17 protein-coding genes, 3 tRNA genes and 1 pseudogene are annotated in these 18,427 nt (G+C 63.4%); 9 read left to right on the forward strand and 12 right to left on the reverse strand.

Annotated elements, in window-relative coordinates:
- Positions 1-61: 61 nt before the first annotated feature.
- From ybeY to miaB, 3 genes are read right to left on the reverse strand one after another with little or no spacing between them, the layout of a single operon-like run.
- Positions 62-814 carry an rRNA maturation RNase YbeY gene (gene ybeY / locus DIE29_RS11455; protein ID WP_114649958.1) on the reverse strand — a complete coding sequence of 251 codons (753 nt, stop codon included), beginning with the start codon at positions 812-814 and terminating at the stop codon, positions 62-64.
- Positions 774-1,811 carry a PhoH family protein gene (locus DIE29_RS11460; RefSeq protein ID WP_114649959.1) on the reverse strand — a complete coding sequence of 346 codons (1,038 nt, stop codon included), beginning with the start codon at positions 1,809-1,811 and terminating at the stop codon, positions 774-776. Before DIE29_RS11460 ends, ybeY begins: the two co-directional genes overlap by 41 nt.
- Entirely contained in the window at positions 1,812-3,164 is a 1,353-nt protein-coding gene (gene miaB / locus DIE29_RS11465) for a tRNA (N6-isopentenyl adenosine(37)-C2)-methylthiotransferase MiaB (RefSeq protein WP_114649960.1), read from the reverse strand.
- Positions 3,165-3,220: 56 nt separating this feature from the next.
- On the opposite strand from miaB, the gene DIE29_RS11470 reads away from it, so the two are divergent.
- From DIE29_RS11470 to DIE29_RS11505, 8 genes and pseudogenes are all read left to right on the forward strand, one after another.
- A tRNA-Met gene (locus tag DIE29_RS11470) sits at positions 3,221-3,297 on the forward strand.
- A gap of 459 nt (positions 3,298-3,756) precedes the next feature.
- A tRNA-Ala gene (locus tag DIE29_RS11475) sits at positions 3,757-3,832 on the forward strand.
- Positions 3,833-4,197: 365 nt separating this feature from the next.
- A pseudogene (gene istA, locus DIE29_RS11480) lies at positions 4,198-5,690 on the forward strand (IS21 family transposase).
- Positions 5,680-6,492, forward strand: coding sequence for an IS21-like element helper ATPase IstB (gene istB, locus DIE29_RS11485; protein WP_108080418.1), 813 nt, complete (start codon positions 5,680-5,682; stop codon positions 6,490-6,492). The pseudogene istA and the gene istB overlap by 11 nt, the downstream one beginning before the upstream one ends.
- Positions 6,493-6,575: 83 nt before the next feature.
- A complete protein-coding gene (locus DIE29_RS11490; RefSeq protein ID WP_237269447.1) occupies positions 6,576-6,968 on the forward strand; it encodes a DUF2924 domain-containing protein in 393 nt (130 codons plus the stop codon).
- On the forward strand, positions 6,965-8,344 hold the full coding sequence (locus DIE29_RS11495; protein ID WP_108080635.1) for a recombinase family protein: 1,380 nt from the start codon (positions 6,965-6,967) through the stop codon (positions 8,342-8,344). Before DIE29_RS11490 ends, DIE29_RS11495 begins: the two co-directional genes overlap by 4 nt.
- Positions 8,344-8,706 (forward strand): site-specific recombinase resolvase, encoded by a 363-nt coding sequence (locus tag DIE29_RS11500; RefSeq protein ID WP_174202314.1) that lies wholly within the window; start codon positions 8,344-8,346, stop codon positions 8,704-8,706. The genes DIE29_RS11495 and DIE29_RS11500 overlap by 1 nt, the downstream gene beginning before the upstream one ends.
- 8 nt (positions 8,707-8,714) lie before the next feature.
- A complete protein-coding gene (locus tag DIE29_RS11505; RefSeq protein ID WP_108080636.1) occupies positions 8,715-9,191 on the forward strand; it encodes a hypothetical protein in 477 nt (158 codons plus the stop codon).
- 306 nt (positions 9,192-9,497) lie between these two features.
- On the opposite strand, the gene DIE29_RS11510 is transcribed toward DIE29_RS11505, so the two are convergent.
- The 3 genes from DIE29_RS11510 to DIE29_RS11520 all read right to left on the reverse strand — a co-directional run bounded on the left by DIE29_RS11510 (position 9,498) and on the right by DIE29_RS11520 (position 11,836).
- A tRNA-Phe gene (locus DIE29_RS11510) sits at positions 9,498-9,573 on the reverse strand.
- Between the two features lie 66 nt (positions 9,574-9,639).
- A complete protein-coding gene (locus DIE29_RS11515) occupies positions 9,640-10,689 on the reverse strand; it encodes an ISAs1 family transposase (protein ID WP_114649962.1) in 1,050 nt (349 codons plus the stop codon).
- 160 nt (positions 10,690-10,849) lie between these two features.
- Complete coding sequence (locus tag DIE29_RS11520; protein ID WP_108080638.1) at positions 10,850-11,836, reverse strand: integrase core domain-containing protein; 987 nt, start codon at positions 11,834-11,836, stop codon at positions 10,850-10,852.
- Positions 11,837-11,962: 126 nt separating this feature from the next.
- Here DIE29_RS11520 and DIE29_RS11525 point away from each other — a divergent pair, with 126 nt between their 5' ends.
- On the forward strand, positions 11,963-12,301 hold the full coding sequence (locus tag DIE29_RS11525) for a 4a-hydroxytetrahydrobiopterin dehydratase (RefSeq protein ID WP_114649963.1): 339 nt from the start codon (positions 11,963-11,965) through the stop codon (positions 12,299-12,301).
- A gap of 7 nt (positions 12,302-12,308) precedes the next feature.
- Here the strand turns inward: DIE29_RS11525 and DIE29_RS11530 are convergent, their stop codons facing one another.
- The 6 genes from DIE29_RS11530 to DIE29_RS11555 form a co-directional block, all read right to left on the reverse strand.
- Complete coding sequence (locus tag DIE29_RS11530; RefSeq protein WP_237269448.1) at positions 12,309-13,283, reverse strand: L-threonylcarbamoyladenylate synthase; 975 nt, start codon at positions 13,281-13,283, stop codon at positions 12,309-12,311.
- Positions 13,276-14,418: a 5-(carboxyamino)imidazole ribonucleotide synthase gene (locus tag DIE29_RS11535; protein ID WP_114649964.1), complete on the reverse strand. Its 1,143-nt coding sequence runs from the start codon at positions 14,416-14,418 to the stop codon at positions 13,276-13,278. Before DIE29_RS11535 ends, DIE29_RS11530 begins: the two co-directional genes overlap by 8 nt.
- Before the next feature lie 10 nt (positions 14,419-14,428).
- A complete protein-coding gene (gene purE / locus DIE29_RS11540) occupies positions 14,429-14,917 on the reverse strand; it encodes a 5-(carboxyamino)imidazole ribonucleotide mutase (RefSeq protein WP_114649965.1) in 489 nt (162 codons plus the stop codon).
- Between the two features lies 1 nt (position 14,918).
- Positions 14,919-15,794: a bifunctional methylenetetrahydrofolate dehydrogenase/methenyltetrahydrofolate cyclohydrolase FolD gene (gene folD, locus DIE29_RS11545; RefSeq protein WP_108080643.1), complete on the reverse strand. Its 876-nt coding sequence runs from the start codon at positions 15,792-15,794 to the stop codon at positions 14,919-14,921.
- Between the two features lie 100 nt (positions 15,795-15,894).
- The gene (locus tag DIE29_RS11550) at positions 15,895-16,524 is read right to left on the reverse strand and encodes an indolepyruvate oxidoreductase subunit beta (RefSeq protein ID WP_108080644.1); all 630 of its coding nucleotides are present in this window, start codon (positions 16,522-16,524) and stop codon (positions 15,895-15,897) included.
- 14 nt (positions 16,525-16,538) lie between these two features.
- A complete protein-coding gene (locus DIE29_RS11555; RefSeq protein WP_114649966.1) occupies positions 16,539-18,404 on the reverse strand; it encodes a thiamine pyrophosphate-dependent enzyme in 1,866 nt (621 codons plus the stop codon).
- Between the last annotated feature and the right edge of the window lie 23 nt (positions 18,405-18,427).

An 18,427-nucleotide genomic window follows, 5' to 3' on the forward strand; every position in this document is an offset into this window, starting at 1 on the left:
GGCACGCACCAACCGTGCTGCCCTGCCCCACGCCTGACGCCTCACGGGCGCCTGGTGACCATCAGACATAAGGATCCGGAAAGCCGAGTCCGGCGAGAATCTCGGTTTCAAGCGCTTCCATGACCGTTGCATCTGCCTCGGTTTCGTGGTCGAAACCCTGCAAATGCAGCATACCATGCACCACCAGATGGGCGTAATGCGCGGCCAAGTCCTTGCCCTGAGCCGCTGCCTCACGCGCCACCACGGGAACGCACAGCACCAGATCGCCGACCAGAGGGCCCCTGCCCTGCTCGCCCGGCACCTGGACACTTTCACCATAGACAAAGGTCAACACATTGGTGGCGTAATCTTTGCCACGGAACTGACGATTGAGCGCGCGTCCCTCTTCCTCGCCCACCAGCCGGACGGTGACCTCGGCATCGCGCCGCAAAGCCGCCCGCGCCCAGCTACGGATGCGGTGCTTTTTGGGCACCAAGGCGCGCGTTGCCTCATCCAGCGCTTTTTGCACGGTCAGCGTCAGACTGGGCGCGGGCGCTGCTTTGGCCAACGAGCCGGGTGCGGACGGCGCCATCGCATGCTGACACTCCACCCGCAAGCTCAGCAGGTTGCGCGCCCCCGGTTGCACGCTGATGACAGGCGTGCCGCTATCTGTCGCGGCCTCGATATCGAGGTCGCCCCAGGCCATGTGCGGAAAATCGAGCACCACGCGACGCCCACGCCCCAAATCGATCTCCAGGCGCTGGGCGCGCACGCGACTGCGTGCGCCATGGGCATCAATCGCGACGATCTTCGGAACTGCGGGCTTTTTGGCCATTTGCTGGGGACTCTTCCTGTTGTCGGATGTGATCCGCTTGGCGCGCCACACCCGCCTGTCGGTCGTAAGCGTCGACGATACGCATCACCAACGGGTGACGCACCACATCTTCCTTACCGAATTCAGTAAAAGCAATGCCGCGCACCTCAGCCAGCACCTCGCGCGCTTCCTGCAGGCCGCTGCGCGCGCCGCGCGGCAGATCGATCTGAGTGAGATCGCCGGTCACCACCGCCTTGGCGCCGAAGCCGATGCGGGTCAGGAACATTTTCATCTGCTCGGGCGTGGTGTTTTGCGCTTCATCCAAAATAATGAAAGCGTGGTTGAGCGTGCGACCGCGCATGAAGGCAAGCGGCGCAATTTCGATGACGCCGCGCTCGAACAGTTTGGCGGCGCGCTCCAGGCCCATCAAGTCATAGAGCGCGTCGTAGAGCGGGCGCAGATAGGGATCGATCTTCTGCGCCAGATCACCCGGCAAAAAACCCAGGCGCTCGCCGGCCTCCACCGCCGGACGGGTGAGGATGATGCGATCGACCTTTTCGCGCTCGAACGCATCCACCGCACACGCCACCGCAAGATAAGTCTTACCGGTGCCGGCCGGGCCGATACCAAAGGTAATGTCGTGCTCGAGAATGTTACGCAGGTATTGCACCTGACGCGGGGTGCGCCCGTGCAGCTCGCTCTTACGGGTCAGCAACACCGGCAACTCACCAGGCACCGCTGCGCCGGCGCGGCCGCATGTACCAAGCTCGATCAGTTCAAGTTGCAGCACCTCGAGCGAAAGCGGACCGTCGGCTTGGTCGTAAAAGCGTCTGAGCGCTTCGGCCGCGCGCGCCGCGGCAGCCGGACCGCCCTTGATGGTGAAACGCTCGCCACGGCGGGCAATCGCCACATCGAGAGCCGCCTCGATCTGGCGCAGATTCTGGTCGAGCGCACCGCATAAATTGGCCAGTCGCTGGTTATCGACCGGCTCCAGCACCACTTCAGTCAAACGCGCCATTCAGGATTCCCGCAGGCAAATCTCGCCACGCAGGCTGTGGGGCAGCGCAGCGGTGATGGTGACCTCGATGAACTGGCCGATCAGGCGGTCACGATTGGGCGAAGGCGCGGGGAAATTGACCACGCGGTTGTTTTCGGTGCGCCCGGATAGCTCATCGGCGTTCTTCTTCGACGGCCCTTCGACCAAGATGCGCTGTACGCTGCCAACCATCGCTTGGCTGATTGCCAGCGCCTGAGTCTCCAACTGTTTTTGCAATTGCGCCAACCAGCGCAACTTGGTCTGCTGCGGCACCGGGTCTTCCAGGTCGGCCGCCGGAGTGCCGGGACGCGCGCTATAGACGAAACTGAACGAGGTATCGAAGTTCAACTCCTCGACCAGTTTGAGGGTTTTTTGGAAGTCTTCCTCGGTCTCGCTGGGAAAGCCGACGATGAAATCCGACGACAGCGACAGATCGGGGCGCACCGCACGCAGCTTGCGCACCACCGATTTGTATTCGAGCACCGTGTAGCCGCGCTTCATCGCCGCCAGCACCCGATCCGAGCCGGACTGTACCGGCAAATGCAGATGAGAAACCAGTTTGGGAATTTTCTCGTAGGCTTCGAACAGCCGCGGCGTCATCTCGCGTGGGTGCGACGTGGTGTAACGCAGGCGCTCGATGCCCGGAATTTCGGCCACGCATTCAAGCAAAAAAGCAAAGTCACCGGCATCCTCGCCACCGTCCCGAGACAAAGCTCCACGCCAAGCATTGACGTTTTGCCCCAGCAAGGTCACCTCCTTGACGCCTTGCGCCGCCAAGCCGGCCACTTCGGCAAGAATGTCATCGAGCGGGCGCGAGACCTCCTCACCGCGGGTATAAGGCACCACGCAAAAGGTGCAGTACTTGGAGCAGCCCTCCATGATGGACACAAAAGCGCTCGCCCCTTCCACCCGCGCCGGCGGCAGGGCATCGAACTTTTCGATTTCCGGAAAGGAAATGTCCACCTGCGGACGCCCGGTAGCACGCCGCGCGTCGATCAGCTTGGGCAGACGGTGTAAGGTCTGCGGGCCAAACACCACGTCTACAAAAGGTGCCCGCGCCACGATGGCCTCACCTTCCTGACTGGCCACGCATCCCCCAACGCCAATAATCAACTCGGGTTTTGCCTGCTTGAGATGCTTGACCCGCCCCAGATCGTGAAACACCTTTTCCTGCGCCTTCTCACGCACCGAGCAGGTATTGAAGAGGATCACATCCGCTTCTTCCGGGTTGTCGGTTTTCTCCAGCCCTTCGGCCACCCCAAGTACGTCGGCCATCTTCTCGGAATCGTACTCGTTCATCTGACAGCCGAAGGTGCGGATGTAAAGCTTCTTCATGGATACTCGTACTATTGACTCTTAAAAGCCGGAGCCGTTATATTAGCAGGCTTATTGGTGATGTAGCTCAGACGGTTAGAGCGACGGATTCATAACCCGTAGGTCGGCAGTTCGATTCTGCCCATCACCACCAAATTCCAAAAGTCAGCCACGCGCTGGCTTTTTTGTCGGCACGGCGAGGGTCAGTCCTGACACGGGTTTCTGGTCAACCGCCCCGGGTTTTGAGGAGGCTCCTTTCTTGAGAAGATGGAGCCATGATGATCACCTACCCCGAAGTATTCCGCTGAAGTCCGTAAACGGGCTGTACGCTTGGTGCGAGAGCATCAAAGTGAGTATCCCTCGCTGTGGGCAGCCAGTGAATCCAATGTCCCGAAGACTGGCTGCTCACCCCAGACCTTGCACGGCAGGGTGCGCACGCACGAGGTCGATACCGGCCTACACTCCCGGCGTAAAACTGCAGAACGACTCCAAGTTTACCGCGCTTCGCTTCATTGCTCGGCCTCATCCCTCGGAGGTAAATGCGATTGCCCTGACTGGACTCATACAGGATATTGAAAACTCGCTGCAGGGCTGTATAATCTTGCCGCTTCAAGGGCCGATAGCTCAGCTGGGAGAGCGCTGCGTTCGCAATGCAGAGGTCGGGAGTTCGATCCTCCTTCGGTCCACCAATCACAGGGGACAGACTCGTTCTGTCCCCTTTTCTTTTTTGGACGCACGCCCAGTACGGGCGCGGGTTCCGGCCTTTCTGCGACGGACGCCGCTGCCCCGCGCGGTCCGGTTTCAGGCCGCAATCCGTTCTCTGTTCCCGCCTATTCTCTGTTTCTGCAAAGGACGCCGCCGCGCCCTCGCCAGCAATGGCGGGGGTTTCCGGCTGCTTGTTCGTCACGGAAACCGCCTTCACGCGGGCGACCTGTTGACGGCCGTCTCGAATTGACCCATCTGAGGGTGTAATTTGCATCGAAAACTGACCCACATTTGATTAGCTACCCTGCCGGATTTTTGGCGGGGGAAAGAAGGAGTGATCGAAGTGGGCATGTTGGCCAAGATTAGGCGGATGCATTTCCGCGAGCACATACCGCTGCGCGAGATAGCGCGGAGAACCGGGCTGGCGAGGAACACCTTGCGGCACTGGCTGCGACAGAAAGACGTTGTCGAGCCGCAATACAAGAAACGGGCAGCAAAGAGCGTTGTTGATCCCTGGGCGGAGCAACTGGCGCAATGGCTCAAGAGCGACAGCCATCGGCCGAAGCGGGATCGGCGCACGGCGATGGCCATGTTCAAAGCCATCCAGGCCCAGGGCTACCCTGGGGCTATGGACGAGTCTGCGCCTACATCAAGCGTTGGCGGCAAGCGCAAGCCGGGAAACCCGGGCCGGCCTTTGTGCCATTGACGTTTGCGCTCGGCGAAGCCTTCCAGTTCGACTGGAGCACCGAGTATGCCTTCATTGGTGGCCTGCGCCGGAAACTTGAAGTGGCCCACACCAAGCTGTGCGCTAGCCGGGCCTTCTGGCTGACCGCCTATTACGGGCAAAGCCACGAAATGCTGTTTGATGCCCACGCACGGGCCTTTGCCGCCTTCGGCGGCGTGCCGCGCCGTGGCATCTACGACAACATGAAGACCGCGGTTGACAAGGTCGGGCGTGGCAAGGAACGCGACATCAACCCGCGCTTCTACGCCATGTGCGGGCACTACCTGTTCGACCCGGAATTCTGCAACCGGGCGGCGGGTTGGGAGAAAGGCCGCGTCGAGAAGAACGTCCAGGATCGGCGCCGGCAGATCTGGCACCAGGCCAGTGAGCGTCGCTGGCGCGATCTTGATGAGCTCAACGCCTGGCTCGGCGAGCAATGCCGGCAAGCCTGGGCGGATACCGCCAACCCGGAATGGCCGACGCTGACCATCGCCGAATTGCTGCAAGACGAACTGCTGCAAATGCTGCCGGCGCCCAAACTGTTCGACGGCTACGTCGAGAAACCGGTGCGGGTCACCAGCACGGCGCTGATCCATTTCCAGCGCAACCGCTATAGCGTACCGGCCGAACATGCCCATGCGGTGCTGAGCCTACGCATCTACCCGGGTGAGTTGCGGCTGGTGGCCGACGGCAAGGAAGTCGCGCGCCATGTGCGCAGCTTCGAACGCGACCAGACCTTCTATGACTTTACCCACTATATCGGCATCATCGACAGGAAGCCAGGCGCACTCAGAAATGGCGCCCCGTTTGCCGAGATGCCCGAAGCCTTGCTGCGCCTGCAGCGCATCCTGATCAAGCAGACCGGTGGTGATCGGGTCATGGCGGACGTGCTTGGCGCCATCCCCAAGCATGGGCTGGAAGCGGTGCTGGTGGCGGTCGAACTGGCACTGGAGTCGGGCCGCCCGAGTGGCGAGCATGTCATGAACGTGCTGGCGCGGCTGAAGTCCGAAATCCCGGCAGCCGCCAGGATCGAGACGGCGCTCAAGCTGGCGGAGGAACCGAAGCCGGATGTGGATCGCTACGACCAGCTACGCCAGGAGGTGAACCATGTCGATTGAGCTCATCGGCCGACTCAAGGCCCTGAAACTCCACGGCATGGCGCAGTGCTGGCCTGAACTGGTTGCCAAGGCACGTCATAGCGACCTGGATCCCGAGCAGTGGATGTCGGAGCTGCTAGCAGCCGAAACCGCCGAGCGGGAGGTGCGGTCAATTGCCTACCAGATGAGCGCCGCCCGGTTCCCGGCCCACCGTGATCTGCCAGGCTTCGACTTCGCGCAATCGAAGGTGGATGAGGCATTGGTACGGCGGCTCCACGGTGGCGACTTCATCCATGCCGCCCACAATGTGGTGTTCATTGGCGGCCCGGGCACCGGCAAGACGCATCTGGCGACCGCCATCGGCATCGAGGCTGTCCGGCATCTGGGCAAGCGCGTGCGCTTCTTCTCGACCGTGGAACTGGTCAATGCCCTGGAGCAGGAGAAGGCCAACGGCAAACCCGGGCAATTGGCTTACCGGCTACTTTACGTCGATCTGGTCATCCTCGACGAGTTGGGCTATCTGCCTTTCAGCCAGACCGGCGGCGCCTTGTTGTTTCACCTGCTGTCCAAGCTTTACGAGCACACCAGCGTGATGATCACGACGAATCTGTCGTTCGCCGAGTGGGGCAACGTCTTCGGCGATGCCAAAATGACCACCGCCATGCTCGACCGCCTGACCCACCATTGCCATATCGTCGAGACCGGGAACGAGTCATGGCGCTTCAAGACGAGTACGGCCCGGCTGCAGCCGGGCCGTACTCGAGCAACCAAACCAAAAGGAGATCAACCACCCGAAACAACCACCTTACCTATACCCGCGTAGCTACACTGCGCGTACAACACCGTGGGTCAGTTCCAGATGAAAACCCCGGGTCAATTCGGCGCGGAAATCAACAGCACATGCCAATGGCCGAGCTCTGGGTGATCTGGGACCGGTACTTTAAACGCCGCCCGGAGCATCCAAACCGCACCCATGTCGAGTCCCGCATCGCCTACAAGCTGCAGGAGGAAGCCTTTGGCGGCCTGGCCCCAGCCACGCGCCAGCGCCTTGAGGCCATCGGCGCGAAGCACTCGAAGATCAAGCTGCGCGCCAGGCCGCGCGAGTTCAACTTCGCGCCAGGCACCGCGCTACTGCGCGAATGGGGCGAGCGGGAGCACAAGGTGACGGTCACCGCCGAAGGTCTGTTCGAGTACGAGGGCCACACCTTCAAGAGCTTGACCGCCGTGGCGCGGCACATCACCGGCCAGCACTGGAGCGGGCCGCTGTTCTTCGGCTTCGGCAAGGGAGGTGCGCGATGAACGAAATCGCCGCTACCCGCGCCCGCAAGCGCTGTGCGGTCTATTGCCGGGTATCCACGGACGAACGCCTCGATCAGGAATTCAACTCCATCGATGCCCAGAAGGAAGCGGGCCACGCCTTCATCGCCAGCCAGCGCGCCGAGGGCTGGATTTCGGTTGCGGACGACTACGACGATCCCGGCTTCTCCGGCGGCAACACCGAGCGTCCGGCCCTCAAGCGCCTGATGGCCGACATCCAGCGCGGGCAGATCGACATCGTGGTCGTCTACAAGATCGACCGCCTGACGAGGAGCCTGGCCGACTTCTCGAAGATGGTCGAGGTGTTCGAGCGCCACAACGTGTCCTTCGTGTCCGTCACGCAGCAGTTCAACACCACCACCTCGATGGGGCGGCTGATGCTCAACGTCCTGCTGTCCTTCGCCCAGTTCGAGCGCGAGGTCACCGGCGAGCGCATCCGCGACAAGATCGCGGCGGCCAAGCGCAAAGGCATGTGGATGGGCGGCGTCCCGCCCCTGGGCTACGACGTCGAGAACCGCCAGCTGGTTATCAACGAGGCCGAGGCGGCGGTGGTGCGGCGCATCTTCGAGGAGATGCTCACCATCGGCTCACCCACCCAGATCGCGGCACGGCTGACCGCCGAGGGCATCACGACCAAGGCCTGGACCACACAGGAAGGCAAGACCCGGGCGGGCACCCGCATCGACAAGAAATACCTGCACAAGCTGCTGCGCAACCGCATCTACCTTGGCGAGCTGCCGCACAAGGGCAGTTGGTACCCGGGCGCACACCCGGCGATCATCGATCCGGGGCTGTGGGGCAAGGTGCATGAGGTGCTGGCCAAGGACGGCCATACCCGCTCGGTGGAAACCAAGATCCGGTCGCGCACCGACGCCTTGCTGCGTGGGCTGCTGTACGCCCCGTCGGGTGAGCGGATGTACCCGACTTACTCGCGCAAGAACGGGCGCAAGTACCGCTACTACGTGTCCAAGTCGGAAAGCCGCTTCGGCGCGCCGGGCAAGAGCTACGAGCGCCTGCCTGCGCCGGAGATCGAGGCAGCGGTGGTCGCCCAAATCCGCACGGTGCTGACCAGCCCGGAATCCATTGCCTCGGTGGTTCGCCACATTCAGGAGAACGGCGGACAGGTCGACGAGGCCACCACGGTAATGGCAATGGGACGGCTCAACGACGTGTGGGATCAGTTGTTCCCGGTCGAACGCCACCGCATCGCCAATCTGATGATCGAACGGATTGACCTCGTCCACCTCGGCGAAGTGCAAGGCATCAAGGTGAAGTGGCGGGAATTGGGCTGGGACAAGCTGATCGGCGAATTCGCTCCGAGAGAGATCGGCGCGGAACTGGTGGAGGTCGAGGCCTGATGAACAGCGCCCTGGAAACTTTCGTGCCTCTCCAATTCAAGCGGAAGAAGGGAAAACTTCTGGTCGACGGGAGGGAGTCCGCCCACGACGTCCGGATCATCGAGGCCGTTGCCCGGGCCATGCATTGGCACGACCTGCTCGACTCCGGCACCTTCAAGAGCGTGGTCGAGATCGCCCGGGCCGAAGGGTTGATGCCGACAACGGTGGGCCGACTGCTGCGGCTGGCGCGGTTGGCCCCCGACATCGTTGAACAGCTCATGAGGGGTTGCCAGCCTCGAAGGCTGACCCTGCTGTGGCTGATGCGAAACGACATCCCTGCGCTCTGGCCAGAGCAGCGTCAGATGCTTGAACGATTCCGGTAGGAGGCGAAATGACCAGTAAAAAGCACTACGGCAAGCAGACAGGCCGCCCGGTCACCCATGAACTTCCAACACCTGCCGGCGGCGTGCGACTAGAGACTTTTGTACCCTGGACGCTGGTGAGGCGAGGATTGAAGAAGCGGGTCATCACGCCATTGGACGCGCCGCAAGAATTCTTGGCAGAGGCCAAGCAGGATCGTGCGGCTCAGGCGGCGGCACAGGACAGCGCACTGATGCGGGCCCTCGGGCTGGCACACCATTGGCAGCGGCTGCTGGACGAGGAGCGGGCAGCGTCCGTGGCCGACATTGCCAAGGCCGAGGGTATGGACGTAACGCAGGTGCGCCGTGTCGTGCGGCTGACCCTGTTGGCCCCAGAGGTCATCGAACGGCTGGTGGCTGCGCCCGACATCTTGCTGGAGCAGGTGATGCGCCGCACCTGGCCCAACGGCTGGAGCGACCAGATGCGTGTGCTCGCTTCGCCAGCGTGAGCGCGACGAGCCCAGTGCCAGCAACCGCCTCCGGGCGGTTTTTTTATGTTCATCCAAGTCTCGGTCGCTCGCGCTTGCCAGTTGCCCGCGACAACTCCCTGCCCGCAAACCCGCATGGTTGCGTGGGGTGGCCTCGCGCACGCTCGCGAGGCAGGGTGATAAAAATGGAGAGCAGAGAGGCCGGAATGGGTGAAAAACGCCCGGACGCGAGGGGTGCCGCTCGCAAGGCAAATCTGCGAAGGCCCGCCAGGACTGGCGTTGCGGGCAGGCGTAAAAAAGCCCGAAACGGGTTCGGGCTTTTGGAATTGGTGGCCAGGGGCAGAATCGAACTGCCGACACGCGGATTTTCAGTCCGCTGCTCTACCAACTGAGCTACCTGGCCATCGAAAGAGTGAGCATTATAGCGGATCGACACAGCAAGTCAAACAGGTGTACAGGGCAATCGCATTTACCCCCTGGGCAGGAGCTTGAGTAGTGAAGCGCGGTAATTGGGGAGGCGATTAGCGGTTTTGCGCCGGGAGTGCAAGCTGCGCTTGGGGTAGGTTTGGTCTGTGCGCAGCAGGGCGAGAGCGAGTTTGCGGAGCGCCGAGAAGTTCTGTGGGGCATGGCCCTTGCGCACCCGGCACTCATCCTCCCGGAAGGTGACGTCGAGCACCCAATGCAGGCTGTTTTCAATTCCCCAATGGCTGCGCGCAGCTTTGGCGAAGGTTTCGGCATCGGCAATGCCCTTGCTGCCGAGATAAAACACCCGCTCGGTGGATGTCTTGCCATTGACTTCCCGCGTGCGCTCGATCATCCCCACCCCAGAGAGCTTGGGCCAATGTTCCCGGATTGGCTTGTCCAGCCAGGAGAGGTTTGTCACCCACAGGGCCTTGCGGGTTTCGATCCGGCCATGATCCTTCTCGAGCGTCGAGAAGGCGCTCACCGGCAGCTTGCCGAAGCCGTTCGCCACTCCATCGGCGAAGAACTCCCGCAGGGCATCGGCCAGGGTCTTCTGGTTGTCTTTGACCGCCAGCAGATACTCGCCGCCCCGCTCGACGATCTTCCGGGCGATTTCCGTCTGGCAGCCGATGGCATCGATGGTGACGATGCAGCCTTTGAGGTAAAGGGTATCGAGCAGGGCCTGGATGGCGGGTATCTCGTTCCCCTTGCCGCGCGTGCCTTCCTGTCCCAGGCACAGGCCACAGGCCGTGGCGTAGGCAGAAAGCGTATGCAGCGCCGTGTTCTGTCCGTCCTGCGAGCCGCAGGCCGTCTTGCCGTCAGTCGCCACCACCCCGCCGACCACTCCCACGATGCCGGCAATCCATTGCCGAAAACAGGCTTCGAACACTTTGGCGTCGAGTATCCGAAACACCCGACCAAAGGTGTCGTGCGAGGGGGTGCCATGCGCCAGCACCAGATACTTCTTGAGCCAGTCTTCGTTGTCCTCGGCCCATTCGGCCACATCCACCCAGGTGTCCGCCCCGCACAGCACGGCACAGAGCGCCATGACGATCATCTCGATCAGATCGTCTCGCCGGCCCGGTGCGCGGATCCGGCAATCCCGCAAAGGCTTCCGTCAGTGTCATCTCTACTCCCGACAAAAATCGAGAGTAGCCCCGATTCCTCCAGGGTCCACAAGACCCTGTCATAATCCATTGACTGTGAACGACTTTTGCTCAGCGTCTACGACATTTGCGTATGCGATAGCCCTGAACAGGTGTATGGGTCCAGCACCTTTGGCACTCGGGTTGATGTTGGATGAGGAAGGATAGCGGGGATTTTTGGCCGAGACAGTGGTGCGGGCGTTGGGTGTCGTAGAAGACGAGCGAGTCGGCGAGTTTTTGGTTGAAGAGGGCAAGATCGGTGAAGAGCAGGTCTTCGTGATAGTCGACGAAAGACTCCTGGATCGTGCGGTTGAAGCGCTCGGCGTGGGCGTTCATTTTGGGCGTCTTGGGGGTTTGGGGCAGCACAGTGAGGTCCCACTGCAGGGCGCGGGCGGTGTGTCGGGCATGCTTTGAGGGGGTAGCCCAAGCGAAAGCGAAGTAGGAGACGGGATCGATGAAGGTGACGATATAACGACGAAGTCCGTCGCGGATACGTTCGATGGTGTCGCTGGCCAACACTTCCAGGGGGCTGGAGTTGGCATTTTGGGGTTTTCTGGGTTTGAGGTTGCGTCGTAAGGGTTTGCGTTGGCCAAGGCTGTTCAGGCGCGCCAGTGTCTGGCGCATCTTGTCGGGCGCACGGGCAATGATGCGGCCGAGGGTGGAGACGCTGGCAAGCGTGATGCCGTGCTGGACGCACCACGGGGCAAGCAGCACGTCGAGCTTGGCTTTGACCAGCTTGGGGTAGAGGGTGCGCAGCCGCCGGTTCTCGGCCACCAGGCGCGCATCGGTTTGGGGCGTTCTGCGCTGCTTGGGAGCGCTAGACTGGGCCGCCAGCGCCGCAGGGTTTCCGCCTTGGGCCTTGAGGGTCGCCTTCCAGCGGTAGAGCGTGCGGCTCGACACGCCAAAGGCATCGAGGGGGGCTTCAAGTCCGTGTTCGTCGAGAAAATGCAGGATTTGCAGTCTTCGTTGGGCATCTTGGGGCGTCATGTCCCAACGACGCCCCAAACCGGCTATCCGGTAAAACCCCCGAGCGCCGTATCCGATGTGCTGTACTCGCATGACCTCTCTCCCAGGTCACAGGAGTGCCAAAGGTTTATGAGCTTATGCATATCCTTTGACAAGGCTGTGCGGGAACCTTGCTGCCTGGATACCAGTCCAGAGGCGTGTCAATTCGAGGAGCGCATCATGGAAGAGCGTTGCGATCTATCTACCCGGCACTGCGTGCCATGCGAAGGGGGCGTGCCGGCGTTGAGCGTCGAGGCCGCGCAACAGCTTGCTGGCAAACTCGACGGCTGGGTGCTCGTCGATGCGAAAATCGAAAAAACCTTTCGCTTTCGCAACCACCACGAGACGATGGCGTTCGTGAATGCGGTGGCGTGGATATCGCATCGCGAGGATCACCACCCCGAACTCACCGTGGGCTACGCGGACTGCCGGGTGCGCTATTGGACGCACGCGATCGGCGGCCTCTCTGAAAACGATTTCATCTGCGCGGCCAAGATCGACCGCTTGTTCTCGCTTTAGCCGCGCATCAGGCGCCGGCGCCGGCCAGCGCACGCCGCAGACGGTCGCCAACCGCCTGCCAGGCCGGCGAATCGGGTATCGCTTCGACGACGATCAGGTCGACCCCAGCGTGGTCGAGTTCGCGCAGGGCCGCATAGAGGTCGTGCGCGTAGGCGACCGGCTCGGCCGGCAGCATTTTCCACACATGAGGCATCCCCGACTGCGGCGGCTGGCTGTGCGCAAGCACCCCGCAACGCCGGCCACTGTGCTGCATCGCATCGAGCAGTTCGGGCAGACGGCTGCCTTCGACACGGCGCATAGGCGTTGCCGGTGCATAATGCGCCTCCAGCGTGCCGGAGGCACGCGGTGCGGCGGCGGTGGGCGCGGCCGGCAGTGCGCCGCAGGCAGCCTGGATCGCCGCCGGGGTGATATGGCCGGGACGCAGCAGCACCGGCGTGCCGGTGGAAAGATCGAGGATGGTCGATTCGATGCCGACCCTGCATGGCCCGCCATCGAGCACCAGGGACACGGCGTCGCCCAACTCCTCGCGTACATGATCGGCCGTGGTCGGGCTGATGCGGCCGAAGCGGTTGGCCGACGGCGCAGCGATGCCACCACTGCCGCCGGTGGCCGCAAATTCGCGCAACAGCTCGAGCGCCACCGGATGCCCCGGCACGCGCAGGCCGACGGTATCTTGGCCGCCGGTCACGGCATCCGGCACGCCGGGGGCGCGTTTGAGGATCAGCGTCAGCGGGCCGGGCCAGAAGTCTTCGGCCAGTTCATAGGCGAGATCGGGAATGTCGACGGCCCAGCACTCCAGATGATTGGCGCCGGGGATGTGCACGATCAGCGGATGGTCGGCCGGGCGGCCCTTGGCGGTGAATATCTTCGCCACGGCCGCCGGGTTGGCGGCGTCGGCGCCGAGGCCGTAGACCGTCTCGGTCGGAATGCCGACCAGCTCGCCGGCCTTCAGCAATTCGACGGCGCGGGCAATGTCATTCATCCTTGATGCCGATGGCAGCACGCGCATCCATCGCAGTTTTCAACGCACGCTCGAGGTCGTTGTCGATCACCGTGAAGTGCGCCATCTTGCGGCCGTGGCGCGCACGGTGCTTGCCGTAGAAGTGCAGTTTCAGGTTCGGGATGGCAGCAAGCTTCGACCAATCCGGCTCGCGGTAGCCCTCACCCGCGTACCAGAGGTCGCCGAGAAGATTCACCATCACCGCCGCCGAGTGCGCCCGGGCATCGCCGAGCGGCAGGCCGCACAGCGCACGCACCTGCTGCTCGTACTGGCTGGTGACGCAGGCATCGATCGTGTAGTGGCCGCTGTTGTGCGGACGCGGTGCCATCTCGTTCACATAAAGTTGGCCACGGCTGACGAAGAATTCGACCCCGAGGGTGCCGATGTAGCCGAGCTTTTCGGCAATCCGCTCGGCATACTCGGCGGCATCGTCGCGCAGGCAGGCCGAGCCGCGCGCCGGCACGATGGAAACGTCGAGGATGCCCTTGCGGTGGCTGTTCTCGGCGGTCGGAAAGCATTTGACGACACCATTCTCGTCGCGCGCGAGCACTACCGACACTTCGTAGTCGAGGTTGAGCTTCTGTTCGAGGATGCAGGTCTCGCCCTTGAAGGCGCGGAAGGCGGCGAGCGCGGCCTCGCGGTCGTTCACCACCGCCTGCCCCTTGCCGTCGTAACCAAAGCGCGCGACCTTGAGGATGCCGGGGAAGAGGCCGGCATTGGCGTTACGGATATCGTCTTCCGAGTACACCGGCGCGAAGGCGCCGTGCGGCAGGCCGCTGTCGCGCAGGAAGGTTTTTTCGGCGATGCGGTTCTGGCACACCGCAACGGCCGCGGCCGATGGGCGTACGGTGACGAACTTGGCCAGATAATCGAGCGCATCCGCCGGGACGTTCTCGAACTCGGTGGTGATCGCCGCGCAGCCTTGCGCCAACTCACCGAGCGCCGTGTAATCGTCGTAGGCCGCCTGCAGGTGGCGCTCGGCAATCTGGCCGGCCGGGCTGTGCGGGTCTGGATCGAGCACCCAGACCTTGTAGCCCATCTCGCGGGCAGCGGAAACGAAGAAGCGGCCAAGCTGGCCGCCGCCGAGCATACCGAGGGTGGCGGGAGGCAGGATCATCGCGTGTTCATCAATCCAGGGTCATGTCCAGCACCGCCTGGGTCTGACGGGTGCGAAACGCTTGGAGCTTATCCGCCAGCGCCGCATCATTGTTGGCGAGCAGCGCCACCGCAAACAGGCCGGCATTGGCCGCCCCCGCCTCGCCAATGGCAAAGGTGGCGACCGGGATACCCTTGGGCATCTGCACGATGGAAAGCAGCGAATCCTGACCGGAAAGCGCCTTGGATTGTACCGGCACGCCCAGCACCGGCACGGTGGTTTTGGCAGCGACCATGCCCGGCAGGTGGGCCGCGCCACCGGCACCGGCGATGATGGCCTTGAGGCCGCGATCACGCGCGGACTCGGCATACGCGAACATCAGATCGGGGGTGCGGTGGGCGGAAACCACGCGCGCCTCGAAGGGCACGCCGAATTCTTCCAGCACCAGGGCGGCCGCCTTCATCGTGGGCCAGTCGGAGTTGGAGCCCATGATGATGCCAACGATCGGAGTTGCACTCATTTCAAAGTCCCTTGCGGCGCGCGGCACGCTCGGCGGAAATTACGGTGTTCTCCAGCAGCATGGTGATGGTCATCGGCCCCACCCCGCCCGGCACCGGGGTGATGGCGCCGGCTACCGGCAGCACCGAGTCGAAATCCACGTCGCCGCACAGCTTGCCGGCATCCGGCCCGTCGGTGAGACGATTGATGCCCACGTCGATGACCACCGCGCCCGGCTTGATCATGTCGCCGGTAACCAAGCGCGGCTTGCCCACCGCGGCCACCAGGATGTCCGCCCGGCGGGTGTGGAAGGCCAGATCGCGGGTCTTGGAGTGGCAGACAGTGACCGTGGCGCCGGCGTTGGTGAGCAGCATCGCCATTGGCTTGCCGACGATGTTGGAGCGGCCGATCACCACCGCTTCCGCACCGACCAACGGCACCCCGGCCGACTCCAGCATTTTCATCACGCCGTGGGGGGTGCAGGGGATGAAGGCTTCCCGGCTCTGCGACAGGCGGCCGACGTTTTCGGCGTGGAAGCCGTCCACGTCTTTGTCCACGCTGATCGCTTCCAGCACCTCGGATTCATTGAACTGTGGCGGCAGCGGCAATTGCACCAGGATGCCGTGCACCGTCGGATCGGCGTTGAGCTCGGCCAGCTTGGCCATCACCACCTCCGGCGCGACGTTGGCGGGAAAGTCAAAGCGCAGCGAGCGGATGCCAGCCTTTTCGCAGCCGGTCACTTTATTGCGCACATAAACCGTGGAGGCAGGGTCCGCGCCAACCAGCAGCACAGCCAGACAGGGTTGCTCGCCGCGGGCCGCAAGCGCCGCAGCGCGCTGGGCAATCTGGCTGCGCACCTGTTCTGCCAGGGCCTTGCCGTCGATGATGCGTGCCGTCATGGAAATGGCCTTTTGGAAAAGCACCGGATTTTATCGCAGCATCAGACGCTTGTGCGAACCGGGCACCAACCGCGGCAGGCCGTCGCCACCGTCGGCGCGCTCACCAGCTCGCGGTCGATCCTGCCAGCGCTGCCTCGGCCACCGCGCGCCGTCCCAGTTCAAACGCCTCCCGGTTGACCGCCACCCATTGCGGCTTGCGGCTGGCAAAGCGCGCCAGCACCGCCTGGCGCAGCACTTCTGCGGGAAAAGGCAGGCGATCGGCCATCGCGCCCAGCATCACGGTGTTGCCCAGGCGGATGTCGCCCAGTTTCAGCGCCAGCGCGCTGGCATCGAAGGCATGCACCGTCAGTCCCAGGGCGCGCATCTCGGCCACCGGATCGTCCGGGTAGTCGAACAGACCGATGTTGACCACCGGCGGCACCAGGCGGCCGACATTCATCAGCGCCACCGCGCCGGGGCGCAGCATGTGCGCCCAGCGCAGCGTTTCGGCCGCCTCGAAGCCGACCAGCAGGTCCGCTTCGCCCGGCACGATCTGCGGTGACAACACCCGCTCGCCAAAGCGTAGATGCGACGTCACCACCCCGCCGCGCTGGCTCATGCCGGCCACCTCGGTTTTTTTGACATCGAAACCGAGCGATAGCGCAGCTTCGGCAAGGATCTCGGTGGCGGTCATCACACCCTGCCCGCCGATGCCGCAGACTAGGATATTGGTCGTTTTGTGGCGTGCCATCGTCGTGCCCCACTTTATTGCTTGCGCAGAAACTGCACCGGTTGCGGCGCTTCGGCGCAGACAATGGCCTCCGGCGCACAGGGCTGCACACACAGGCCGCAACCGGTGCAAGCTGCGGTTTCGATGCGCACGAAAGACAGCGCCACCTCTTTGCCCGAGGGTTTCACCTCGGTTTCACGCCGGATGACGTGGATGGCCGGACAGCCCACATCCACACAATTGCCGCAGCCGGTGCAACGTTCCTCCAGCACCCGATAAGGCTTGGCAGGCTGGTAGTGGTCAATCAGCACACAGGGGCGGTTGGTGATGATGACCGACGGTTCCTCGATCTTGGTCTCCTCGCGTAACGCTTTGAACAAGACCGGCAACTGATAAGGATCGACCACGCGGATACGCTCGCGCGCCACCCCGAGCGCCTCGCACAGCATGGCAAAATCTACCCGTGGCGCTGGTTCACCACGGATGCCGCGGCCGGTTGCGGGGTTGTCCTGGCCGCCGGTCATGCCCACCGCGCGGTTGTCGAGCAACAGAACGGTGACGTTGCCGCGGTTGTAGGTGATGTCGAGCAGGCCCTGCATGCCCATGTGCAGAAAGGTGGAATCGCCGATCACCGCCACCACTTTCTTGTTGGCGTCGGCCGCCCCCCTGCCCTTGTCCATGCCCAGTGCCATGCCCATCGAGGCCCCCATGGAAATACAGGTATCCAACGCGTTCCACGGATGGCCGGCGCCCAGGGTGTAGCAGCCGATGTCGCCGGAGATGATGAGGTTGCGCATCTGCGACAGGGTGTAATAGACCCCCAGATGCGGACAGGCCACGCACATGGTCGGCGGACGCGGGAAGACCTGCTGCGCCGGCACATGCGCCGGAGCCGGGGCCGCGCCGCCAAACAGGCGGGCCACCGCCGGGCGCAGCACATCGGGAGCAAGCTCGCCCAGACGCGGCAGGATGTCTTTGCCATGGCAGGCAATGCCGGCGGCCTTGAGTTCGGATTCGACCAGCGGCTCGGTCTCCTCCACCACCACCAGGTGCTGCACCCGTGCGGCAAACGCACGGATTTTATGCACCGGCAGCGGACAGGACAGGCCGAGCTTGAGCACTGGCGCATCCGGGAAGGCTTCGCGCACATGCATGAAGGCCGGGCCGGAGGCGACGAAGCCCACGGAAAGGTCACTGCCGTCGAACAGCGGGTTGAGCTCGGAGGTTTCGGCTTCGGCCGCCAGCGCCGCCTCGCGTTCGAACATCAGCGGCAGGCGCGGCTTGGCGTTGCCCGGCACCATCACCCAGCGGCGCGGATCCTTGGTGAAGCCGGCCGGCTCCACGGCGACCCGCTCGCCGACCTCGACACGGCCCTTGACGTGGCAGATGCGAGTCGTCAGACGCAGAATCACCGGGCAGCGGTGGCGCTCGGCCAGCTCAAAGGCCACGCGGGTCATCGCGTAAGCCTCCTGCGCGTCGGCCGGCTCCAGCACCGGCAAATGGGCAAAACGGCCCCAGAAGCGTGAATCTTGCTCGTTTTGCGACGAGGACATGCCCACATCGTCGGCCACCGCGATCACCAGCCCGCCTGCGGTGCCGGTCACGGTCATGGTCATGAGCGCATCGGAGGCCACGTTGAGGCCGACGTGCTTCATCGCGCAGAAAGCGCGCGCACCCATCATCGAGGCACCCAAGGCCACTTCCAACGAGACTTTCTCGTTGACCGACCACTCGGCATACACATCGGGGTAGTGCGCGAGTTCTTCCAGGATCTCGGTCGATGGCGTGCCCGGATAGGCGGCGGCCACCTTGCAGCCAGCCTCCCACACCGCACGCGCGACCGCTTCGTTACCCGAGAGAAACAGCCGGCTGGCAGCCGGCGCGGGCAAAGGTGCTCCCATGGACGGACTCTCCCGATCAGCGC

This window comes from Pseudothauera hydrothermalis (assembly GCF_003345255.1).
Classification (GTDB): domain Bacteria; phylum Pseudomonadota; class Gammaproteobacteria; order Burkholderiales; family Rhodocyclaceae; genus Pseudothauera; species Pseudothauera hydrothermalis.

Coding starts and splice junctions, on each gene's coding strand:
- miaB (WP_114649960.1), bottom strand. CDS start 3,164: ATGAAGAAGCTTTACATCCGCACCTTCGGCTGTCAGATGAACGAGTAC.
- DIE29_RS11535 (WP_114649964.1), bottom strand. CDS start 14,418: ATGATCCTGCCTCCCGCCACCCTCGGTATGCTCGGCGGCGGCCAGCTT.
- ybeY (WP_114649958.1), bottom strand. CDS start 814: ATGGCCAAAAAGCCCGCAGTTCCGAAGATCGTCGCGATTGATGCCCAT.
- DIE29_RS11490 (WP_237269447.1), top strand. CDS start 6,576: ATGGCCGAGCTCTGGGTGATCTGGGACCGGTACTTTAAACGCCGCCCG.
- DIE29_RS11515 (WP_114649962.1), bottom strand. CDS start 10,689: ATGATCGTCATGGCGCTCTGTGCCGTGCTGTGCGGGGCGGACACCTGG.
- DIE29_RS11505 (WP_108080636.1), top strand. CDS start 8,715: ATGACCAGTAAAAAGCACTACGGCAAGCAGACAGGCCGCCCGGTCACC.
- istB (WP_108080418.1), top strand. CDS start 5,680: ATGTCGATTGAGCTCATCGGCCGACTCAAGGCCCTGAAACTCCACGGC.
- DIE29_RS11555 (WP_114649966.1), bottom strand. CDS start 18,404: ATGGGAGCACCTTTGCCCGCGCCGGCTGCCAGCCGGCTGTTTCTCTCG.
- DIE29_RS11525 (WP_114649963.1), top strand. CDS start 11,963: ATGGAAGAGCGTTGCGATCTATCTACCCGGCACTGCGTGCCATGCGAA.
- DIE29_RS11495 (WP_108080635.1), top strand. CDS start 6,965: ATGAACGAAATCGCCGCTACCCGCGCCCGCAAGCGCTGTGCGGTCTAT.
- folD (WP_108080643.1), bottom strand. CDS start 15,794: ATGACGGCACGCATCATCGACGGCAAGGCCCTGGCAGAACAGGTGCGC.
- DIE29_RS11520 (WP_108080638.1), bottom strand. CDS start 11,836: ATGCGAGTACAGCACATCGGATACGGCGCTCGGGGGTTTTACCGGATA.
- DIE29_RS11550 (WP_108080644.1), bottom strand. CDS start 16,524: ATGGCACGCCACAAAACGACCAATATCCTAGTCTGCGGCATCGGCGGG.
- DIE29_RS11460 (WP_114649959.1), bottom strand. CDS start 1,811: ATGGCGCGTTTGACTGAAGTGGTGCTGGAGCCGGTCGATAACCAGCGA.
- DIE29_RS11530 (WP_237269448.1), bottom strand. CDS start 13,283: ATGAATGACATTGCCCGCGCCGTCGAATTGCTGAAGGCCGGCGAGCTG.
- purE (WP_114649965.1), bottom strand. CDS start 14,917: ATGAGTGCAACTCCGATCGTTGGCATCATCATGGGCTCCAACTCCGAC.
- DIE29_RS11500 (WP_174202314.1), top strand. CDS start 8,344: ATGAACAGCGCCCTGGAAACTTTCGTGCCTCTCCAATTCAAGCGGAAG.